Genomic DNA, 8463 nt, shown 5'->3' on the forward strand with positions numbered 1-8463 from the left:
TCATCTCACCACCTACTCTTAACCTAGTTTTTTCCGTTTTAACATTTCATCAAGAACCGCTTGGTTAGATTCAATAAAAGTTAAGTCATCTTCACTAGGGTTAGTTTGTAACCAAATCGAACTCTTACCAGTCCTTAAGATTCCTTCACCCTTATCAGGATTTCCGAACAAAATATCTAGTTCACCATCACTTAGGTCGAACGATTCTTTAACTCTCTTTAAATCAATTTTGTTTTGCTGCATAAACAGAATCGTGAAAGTTGAAGAAAGGATTCCTCGTGCTTGTGTATTTTCTAAAATACGTACAAAGTCTTGAGTAGCCCAACATAATCCCGCGTTTCTCTTACGTGCTCGACGTGCAAGTTTTTCTAAGAAACTACAAGTCTGCGGATTATCGATGAATTGCCACATCTCGTCGACGTATACATATTTCTTTTTTAGTGCATTTTCAGAGTTTTTCACAAAATACTCCCAAATATAATTAAGCAATACGTGAAATGCAATTGGTCTTAAATGACCTTCTTCCAATTCTTTAATATTGAAGTTTACTAAACGTGACTGTGATAATGATTGTGCCATCCCTCTTCCAAAGTTTGTTTGACCATCAAAAATGGGTTTACTACCATCTTTAAGGAAGGGGCGTATAGAAGCTATTAATCTCTCAGCTTTATGCTCTTCGCTGTATTTTTCAATTAAAAATTTATATATATCACTTATTGTTGGTTCTAGCTTACGAACTTTAGACTGAATAATTCTTCCATCAATCTCAGTAACATCATCTTGATAAAGTGATGATGGGTGGGAGGATATCCCAAGTTTAGAAAAGACTCCCGTTATTGCTTCTTCTAGGTAGTTAAGTTCAAATACATTAAGACCTTCTCCTTGAATATTTTTCCCCCTAACGATAATGTCAAAGAAATCTAAAAGTTCGTTGGTTTTTTCACGTAACGGCACAAAAGAGATAAATGTTTTTCCATCTTTATTGATAATCTCTTTTTCATCTTGTTCTTCAAGAAGCTCTAATTCTTCATCATCGTCTTCCCACTCTATTTCTGTTGCACTCAGCGCACATGGGTTAATACAGATCTCAGCCTCTTCACTAATATCTAAGTTAATTCCTCCTAACCTTTTGGTTATCGTTTTATTTTCTCCTTCAGGATCTATACAGAATGCCCAGACATTTCCGGCAGACATTTCTCTTCCGATTTTCAACTTCATTGCAAGGCTTTTCCCACTCCCGGGAATACCCGTGATTCCCATATTGTAGTTCTGAGGTCTGTATTCTGCATTTCCAAAACTATTTATAAACTCAAGTTGGCCAGTAATTTTATTTATCCCTAATGGAACACCACCAGTATATTTTCCACTTCCACTTATAAATGGTGAAAATGTACTAAGTGCTCTTCTATCAATATTTCTAAAGGTATCAGGCAACTCATTTTTACCTATTGGTATAGCGGTTTTAAATCCTTTTTTTACACGGCTCCAAGTTGGAGCGATTTTGAAAAATTGTGATGACATTTCGTCTTCAACCATCTCACTGTAACTATCTAACTCTTTTTCACTTTGTCCATAAAGCAACCCGGTTACACTAACGTTAAATAGATCATTCTCCGAAAATTGGATTTCCGACATTAGAATTTCAGTATCAGCTATTTTGGTTTCAAGGTCATGAATCTGATCTATATTTCCTCTTTTTCTTTGAAAGGTTAAATTAGACTTAAGCATAGTTGTTTGTCGTTGAAGTAATTTAATAGCATCATTTTTCCCTAATTTATGAACATCAACTTGAACATCGGATTCTCCACTAGATGTTATGGAATACAACCAGTTTGTTTGCATTTTACGAGGATAACCATCTCTTGGAAAATAAAAAGGACGGAAATATGTTTTGGTCCCAAGGGACTGTTTAATAATCCCGAGGTCTTCTGCACTTATTTTTACTCCATCGGGAGCAATAACATCCCACATGTTAGGTTTATTAAGAACTGTTTCATCGAACTCTTCTTCTTGTATATCTTCAAGTAGTTCTTCATTTTCTTGATTCGCCTGTTTCTTCTTAATTTCTTTAGCTAGCTTTCTCTTTTTCACTTTCTGACTCATCATGCTCACCAAACTCACTATCAATCGCCTCCTTAACTAACTGAATCCTTGTATCATCTTGATCTGCTGTTACATATTGAGCTAACATCTCCATAACACCAAAATCTTTAAATCTATTTTTCACAGCTTTTCTTCTATTGAATGTGTGATATAAAACATCAAGAATACCTTCACCAGTTAAAAGCTGAACATCCATTCTTGCTTTCCTTAATTGACTCTTAGCAGTGTTAAATCGGCGATATAATTCGGCAAATGCTTTTTCAACAATCTTGATTTCTAACTCGTCAGCATCTTCTGCTTTAATGTCATTGACACTTACTTTGTAAACAAATATAAGGTAACGCTTTGTTTCGTATCTTGGAGCAATTTGTTGCCATTTTTGTAGTTCCTCTACTAGTGATTTACCAAAGTGAGCAGCATTTTCATGTAAGTCATCTGCTTCATTCATGTTTTTTTGCATTGATTCAATTGGTTCATATAAATCTATGTAACGATTCTGAAAGTAAAATTTTACGTTGTAAGAGATTTGTGCAAGCCATCTTTCAAATACAACATCAATTGCTTCTTGCTCTGCATCACTAAGTAAAAAATAATTAACAGGATCTACTTCGGAAATTAGCACGAATGTATCGTCATGATGTCGGATCATATGATTAGCAATTTCCTTAATATCTTTAAGGAGATCCTGAAATATTTCTGGTTCTTTATCTAGCGGTACGATATTTTTACTTTGCTTTTTGGATTTAACTTTGTATTTAGATTTTTTGTTTGTCGATTCTTTCCAGGGAAGAATTGGTTCCTTCATTGCAACCCTATATACGACGTAGATTACAATTCCCATCAAGAGAAAGACTAATATATCTTTCAATCTCTAATCCTCCTTTTTCTTCTTTAATAGTTTTGGTCCTTTTCTCCATATACCTATTTGTGTTTTTTGGCCAAAACGCAGTAATAAATAAAAATCAAAATTCAACTGATATTTAGAGACTTTATAGAAGCCTAATATTCCAACAACAATAACTACAGGGAAGGAGGATATTAAACTAACAATTGTTGCAACAATAATGTTAGGTATTAAATTGAAGATAACCGGTAAATAAGCATAGAGGATTGCTCCACCAACAATAAGGTAGATAAGTTGTCGTTTAGAAATTAATCCTAAAATCGTTTTTTGTTCAGAGGACATATCTATTGGTACAGTAACTTTTCTACTCATAATTTCACCTTCTGTTCGGTCTAAAAATATACCCCTCTATGTTTAGAGGGGCAATTTTTATAATTTTTTTATTTATGCTCCGAAACCAGCTATGTACCCTGCAATATCATAGCACTTGTAGATTACCCATCCACCACCTGCACTACATGCTAATGATACTAATCCAGCAGTACGTCTTTGAGGGTTACCATTTGATCCTGAAAGAAGCATTCCTCCGATAACAATCCAAAGTATTACCCAGAAACCACCAACCGCCATAACAAGCCATACAAGTGTATTTAAATCATCAAATACCCCATTATCTTTAATGTTTCCATTCGGGCTAATTCCTGCTTTACTCCAAGCATCAGAGTTTGTGGCCGCAGCTGCCAACTCTGGAGAAAATACAAATAAGATTAATGCGAATGCAGCCATAAATCCAAAAACAGTAAGGTGTTTTTGGTTGATTCTAGTCATCACATTCACCTCCCTTCGAGGAACGCAAAAAACCCCGAGGAGTACATGATAAAATCAACGAATTTACGTTGTTATCATGTTCTTCTCGGGGGTATCCCGTCATATTCATTTTGGAAAATTATCTATTTCTACTATATAATACTAAATTATTAAATGCAATAAGTTATTAAATTACTATTTCATTGAAATCTGGATGAAAGTTTCAGGTTTGAGATAAACCTTTTAAATATCTATTCAGTTACTCATTAAGTATGTTATATCCCTTGTGATTTATAAAGATATCTCTATATTCTCTCTCATCTGATTAACCATCATGATGAACTGTTCTAATGCTAGACCGTATTCATCTAAGGATACAATTTTGTCTCATAATCTTCTTTAACAGTTAGCATAGTTTACAGCTTTTATTTTGCATGTCTAATGACTAAAAGATCCATCAATTCATCAAATGAAGCATAATACGATACATTGTTTTAATATCATTCAACTGCTAATAGAAACTGACTGAAATTCTCACTTAGCTGTTCGAATTTAGTATCTTCATGAATAACTTCAGGAACAAATTTAAATGCTTATTATAGCTCTTTTTTAATTGCCTATGTGTTGATATAAAAAAGGATAGGGATGACCATCTCTATTTGCATTATATTTTACATTTATTTGATATTACCAAATACATAAACACAATAAGGGGAAAAATAGTGAATGATATAAACGGTAATTAATAAAACCAGACTAATTAATGTAGTCATCACTACAAGGAACACCGTACACGACTAAATTTTCACAAATCCATAAGTTTTTGTTCCAAGTAATGAAAAGGAAAAATTCACAGACTAGTTTATGGAAACATCATTGTGAAATGTTTCAATTCCAAGTAGTATTTATGGTTAGAGGGACATTAAAATCCAGTAAACCCTCCAAAAATGCTAGATAAGATGGCTATAACTTTTGTCATCATATTGAAATACAACAACACTCCCATGACAATCATTAAAATGCCACCAATTAACATTAATGTTGAACTTCTTTTCTTTAAATAATGCATCTTATCGATAAATAATGACATGACTAGAAAAGGTATTGAGAAACCTAAAATATAGAAAAGCATGTATATTAATCCTTTTCCTGGATCTGTAACACCTAATGCAATGACACCTGCAAGGATAGGGCCGGTACAAGGCGTCCAACCAGCTGCAAACCCCATACCAATTATAATAGATCCGGTGTAACCTGAAGGTCTCTTTTGAAATTGAATTTTCTTATCAGAAAGTAAGAAATTGAATCTTAGTGCACCGGTAATAACTAAACCAAAGAATACCATAATAATGGCACCAAATTGCCTTAATAAATCCTGATATTCATAAAAAAACGTACCAATAAAAGAAGTAGATAGGCCCAATGCTAAAAAAATGATTGAAAAGCCAACTAAAAACAGGATGGTATGTACCATCGCTTTTCTTTTGAAAATTCCTTTTTCTTTTTTGAGATCATTTAAGGATACTCCTGTAATATAAGAGAGAAAGGCAGGATACAAAGGTAATGTACAAGGAGATATAAAAGATAAAAAACCTGCCCCAAACGCAAGAAATAAATTCAGATGTTCCAAAAAAATACCACCCTACAGTTCATTATAATCCTAAGGTTTAATAAGTTCCATATAGTTTGCAATATCTCTTTCCGTCATACTTCCTGTTATTACTTTTACTATTTTCCCACTTTTATCAATTAAAAATGTGGTCGGAATTGGCGTAATATCATAAGCTTCAGTAACAGCTCGATCTTTATCTTTTAGAATGGTAAATGTAAGGTCATGTTTATTGACAAAAGATTCAATTGCAACGTCACTTTCCGCAATATTAACAGCCAATGTTTCCACGCCAAGATTTTTAAAGTGATTATACTGTCTCTCCATATAAGGCATTTCCTTCTCGCACGGTTTACACCATGTCCCCCAAAAATTTAGAAAAACACCTTTTCCTTTCAAATCAGATAGCTGAACTTTATTTCCTTCCATATTTTCAAGTACAAAATCAGGTGCTTGATCACCTACCTGAACGCGAGTTTTTTCAGTAAAAAAATTCTGATAAAGAGTGTAGGCTATGGCTGAAATCATAATCAGTAAAAGACTTAACCGAATAATAGTTCTAGTTCGTTTATTTTTCATCCGAATTCTCCTTTTTAACTTTTAAATGTAAATATCTACATAGTACATTAGCAACATAGTGACCAATTACATTATTTATTGACAATTAAACCTTTTACGTTTATCTATTAGGCGTAAGAATGAAGACCGGCGATGATAAGGTTAACGAAAATCAAGTTAAATATAATAATTCCAAAACCTATCACTCCAAGCCAGGCTGATTTATCACCGTGCCATCCTTTAGAAAGTCGTAAATGTAAATACGCAGCATAAAACAACCAAGTGATTAGTGCCCATACTTCCTTGGGATCCCATCCCCAAAAACGCGTCCAGGCAATTTGAGCCCAGATCATCGCAAAAATGAGCGCCCCCAAAGTAAATATTGGAAAACCAATTGCCACGGATCTGTAACCAATTTCGTCAACTAAATCAAGTTTAATGTTTCTCGTTAATGGCTGGAGAGCTGCAGAAATTCTTTTTCTTAAAATTAGCCTTAGTATCCCGTAAAATAATAAGCCTGTTACAGCAGACCAGATGACTGTATTTAATTTTCCTGCTGCTATAATTGCAGGTACCTCAAAAAAAGCTTCCATTTTACCTTTTGTGAGTAGTTCTCCTTGGTTTGGACCTACTATCGAAGGAAGATTATATACCATCTCCACCTCTTGTTCATTTTTATCAACCCATTTGTAGACTGCTTCATACTCCATTCCTCTGAAAACACTTGTTATTACGACAAAAGCAAGTGTTGCAACAATCGTATACATGACAACTTCAAGCCAAAAAGTACCTTTTGAGCGCTTTGTCTGATCAACAGAATGCAATAAATAAATGACCCCTGCTATGAAACTACTAGCTAAAATAGCTGAACCCAGCGCTGTTGTGGTTACATGGATGGCAAGCCAATCCGTTTGGAGTGCAGGTATTAAGGGAGAAATGTCAGTAGGAAACATACTTGCATAAGCAATAATTAATAATGTAATCGGTAAAGTGAATAAGCCTAAAATAGCTACCTTATATAAAAAGTATAGGATGATAAATGCCAGTACAAACATCATAGAAAATGCAGTTATAAATTCGAACATATTGCTTACTGGTGCATGTCCAGAAGCAAACCATCTAGTGACAAAATAACCGAGATGTGCAACAAAACCTAAAATGGTGACAGTTATTGCGACTTTCGCCCATTTGCTCGGCTTTTCGTATTGTTTTCTCCTATCTCGAATGGCTCCTCCAAAAAGAAAAGTTGCAATTAAATATAGTAAGAATGCTGCATATAGTAAGTTACTGCTAAGAGCTACCACATCTTTCCCCCCTATGACATTTTGCTTATCTCGTTCGTTTGATCAGTTAGTTCTTGAATATTGGTCTCTTTTAAAATACTGTTTATTTCATTTCGAATACCGTACCAATTTTTATTTGTATGTCCAGCAATTAATATGTTTTCACCATTACGTCTAATCCATATCCGCCTATGATTCCAATACATTCCTTGAATAACTCCAATCATGAAGATAGCTCCACCTAATCCAAGAAACCATAATGTATGATCTTTCCGAACTGTAAGAGCTGACAGGTTTTTCGTTTCTACGCCTTCAAATTTCATCTTTAATTGATTCTCACCATCTGGTTCAATGGTATTCTGAATGGCAACAAAGCTTTTTTTACCTTCTGGTTTCTCTGGGGATATCATGTTAAATACAAATGCTGGATTATCGGGAACTCGTTTTTTTGTATCAGGTACACCTTCATTATTGAAATAGAAGTTTGGCAAATAAGTCACAATTTCAACTTTATACCCATTGCCTAAATCATACTCCTTTTTTGGCTCTAACAAAACAACTGTAATCTTGCCAAAGCTTTCTTCTGTCTCTTTGTCTACTAAACTAAAATTAAACTTATTTAGTTCATCTAATTTATAAGAGGTTTCAGGTTTTAATGGGTAATTAACTCTGATTTGTTCATCTTTTATCTTTTCAAGTTCAGGCTCTGCCCCATGAACGAGTTCACCTTTTCTTTCATACAAAGTCACGTTTGTTTGAAAGTTTTTGACGATACTTCCATCTCCGACTCGTGAAAGAGTATTTGCAAAAACTTCATCTTCTTGATTTTTTTGAATCGTGAAAATCGATTTTTTTCAGCTAGAAAATGACCATTTTCTTCTCGTATTTGATAGCGCTTCCTCTTCAGATTGGATATTATAAACTCCAGTTGGTTATCAAGGTTCTCTTCAGCTTTTGTTTCGCTTTCTGTAAAATATCATAAATACCATCATAGGTGTCTTTATTGGCAACCACATTGATAAACAACCTAATAAATCCCGATAACTGCCAATATTGCCGAAATAATTAGCAATGTAAAAAACATTACAGCGTTTCTTATCTTCACCATAAATAACCTCCTATAAAAATGTAAATGATAGACGAAAAACAAACACCTGTACAAATAGCTTGTTGAGTTCAAGATAAAAAGATGTAGATGTGTTATTGAATGTTTTAATTTAATATCTTATTTTATTCAAAAAGTCGTAGAAATAAAGAGA

8 protein-coding genes are annotated in these 8463 nt (G+C 33.9%); all 8 read right to left on the bottom strand.

All coding sequences use genetic code 11. From position 1 onward, the window contains the following. Positions 1-18 precede the first annotated feature (18 nt). The 8 genes from AC0L8O_RS28715 to AC0L8O_RS28750 all read right to left on the bottom strand — a co-directional run bounded on the left by AC0L8O_RS28715 (position 19) and on the right by AC0L8O_RS28750 (position 7947). Positions 19-2103 (bottom strand): VirB4 family type IV secretion system protein, encoded by a 2085-nt coding sequence (locus AC0L8O_RS28715; protein WP_251686080.1) that lies wholly within the window; start codon positions 2101-2103, stop codon positions 19-21. Next, positions 2069-2971 (bottom strand): hypothetical protein, encoded by a 903-nt coding sequence (locus tag AC0L8O_RS28720; protein ID WP_251686067.1) that lies wholly within the window; start codon positions 2969-2971, stop codon positions 2069-2071. Before AC0L8O_RS28720 ends, AC0L8O_RS28715 begins: the two co-directional genes overlap by 35 nt. A gap of 3 nt (positions 2972-2974) precedes the next feature. Further along, positions 2975-3319: a PrgI family mobile element protein gene (locus AC0L8O_RS28725; protein ID WP_102231116.1), complete on the bottom strand. Its 345-nt coding sequence runs from the start codon at positions 3317-3319 to the stop codon at positions 2975-2977. A 72-nt stretch (positions 3320-3391) separates the two neighbouring features. Next, positions 3392-3775 (bottom strand): hypothetical protein, encoded by a 384-nt coding sequence (locus tag AC0L8O_RS28730; protein WP_251686066.1) that lies wholly within the window; start codon positions 3773-3775, stop codon positions 3392-3394. A gap of 901 nt (positions 3776-4676) precedes the next feature. Further along, entirely contained in the window at positions 4677-5384 is a 708-nt protein-coding gene (locus tag AC0L8O_RS28735) for a cytochrome c biogenesis CcdA family protein (RefSeq protein WP_251686065.1), read from the bottom strand. Between the two features lie 30 nt (positions 5385-5414). After that, complete coding sequence (gene resA, locus AC0L8O_RS28740) at positions 5415-5942, bottom strand: thiol-disulfide oxidoreductase ResA (protein WP_251686064.1); 528 nt, start codon at positions 5940-5942, stop codon at positions 5415-5417. Positions 5943-6049: 107 nt separating this feature from the next. Next, complete coding sequence (ccsB, locus tag AC0L8O_RS28745; RefSeq protein ID WP_251686063.1) at positions 6050-7225, bottom strand: c-type cytochrome biogenesis protein CcsB; 1176 nt, start codon at positions 7223-7225, stop codon at positions 6050-6052. An 11-nt stretch (positions 7226-7236) separates the two neighbouring features. After that, the gene (locus tag AC0L8O_RS28750) at positions 7237-7947 is read right to left on the bottom strand and encodes a cytochrome c biogenesis ResB family protein (protein WP_251686062.1); all 711 of its coding nucleotides are present in this window, start codon (positions 7945-7947) and stop codon (positions 7237-7239) included. Between the last annotated feature and the right edge of the window lie 516 nt (positions 7948-8463).

It is taken from the genome of Metabacillus sp. KJ11-3, assembly GCF_055808295.1.